The following is a 669-nucleotide window of genomic DNA, read 5'->3' as shown; positions in this document are numbered from 1 at the left end:
AGGGTCACTCGGGCATATCTCATTTCCAGCGTCACCGCCCGGGCTTTCCTTCCGCCTTTCTGAGGAATGAGGAGAGATTTCGTCGCTGCAAGCGGTAATGTGTTCGAGTAGTCATAGAGTTTGTGTGCATGCTCTTGAATGCATCGACTCTGCATCGAGCGGACGACAAAGCGCTGTTGGTGCTGGGTTTTATAGGTCAGATATTCAAACAAATCAGCCTCACGGTCACAGACGGAAATCACCTTGTTGATATGCTCGCCTAAACGGGCAGACATATTGGCGGAGGCTTGTTCCCATTTGTAGCTCTCTTTTTCCTCGTAAGGGCGAGTAGCATGTTGGCGGCGTTGCCCGCGCTTAGTGATATCCCGCGTCCAACGCTGTTGCTCAATCAGCCCAACGACTTGCTGGCTTTGCGGTGAAAACAGCAAGATAGAATGCGCCAGAATGGCACGGTTTTTATCCCCTTGATTGGTATGACCTAACTCCTCCCTGACACTGTCATGCTTGTAAGTCAGCGAGGTGGTATCCTCTAGTGCTAACAAGATGTCATGCTCTCGAGCTTGCTGCGCGGTGGCTTGAAAACCCGCTTCAGCAATATCACTGGCTTGAATATTCTCATTGCGGATAAATCGGTAGGCCCCTTCCATCTCAGCGGGGGATAAGGGAAGT

Annotated in this window: 1 pseudogene; it reads right to left on the bottom strand. The window is 51.1% G+C overall.

The features are described 5' to 3' along the window. A pseudogene (locus tag IEY09_RS20120) lies at window positions 1–669 on the bottom strand (IS4-like element ISUnCu8 family transposase); the annotation flags it as partial.

The organism is Shewanella xiamenensis, assembly GCF_014647135.1.
Taxonomy (GTDB): domain Bacteria; phylum Pseudomonadota; class Gammaproteobacteria; order Enterobacterales; family Shewanellaceae; genus Shewanella; species Shewanella xiamenensis.
Note: the sequence above shows the minus strand (reverse complement) of the source record. Positions and strands in the feature narration are given on the sequence as shown.